Genomic DNA, 265 nt, shown 5'->3' on the forward strand with positions numbered 1-265 from the left:
AGGATGCGTCCGGCATCGACGACCTGGAGCATGCGCCGCACACGGACCTCGCCGGTGAAGCTGTCGACGCCTACCTCGGCAAACTGTCCCGCGAAAGTCGCCTGGACATAGGCCTTGTCCAGGTCGCCATAGGCGATACCGTCCTCACCGATGAGCGGGCCGGCCTTGGCGGCCTCGGCGAGCGGAACGGAGCGCCCACCGGCCGTGACCATGCCGCCGGAGAACTCGACGTCGTTGCCGCGTAGCCCAAGCTTTTCTGCGACCA

Annotated in this window: 1 protein-coding gene; it reads right to left on the bottom strand. The window is 67.2% G+C overall.

The annotated features are described in order from the left end of the window. Window positions 1-265: molybdopterin cofactor-binding domain-containing protein (locus KBI52_RS00280; protein WP_210804727.1), on the bottom strand; the 265-nt coding region annotated here is incomplete at both ends.

It is taken from the genome of Microvirga sp. HBU67558 (genome assembly GCF_018069605.1).
Classification (GTDB): Bacteria; Pseudomonadota; Alphaproteobacteria; order Rhizobiales; family Beijerinckiaceae; genus Microvirga; species Microvirga terrae.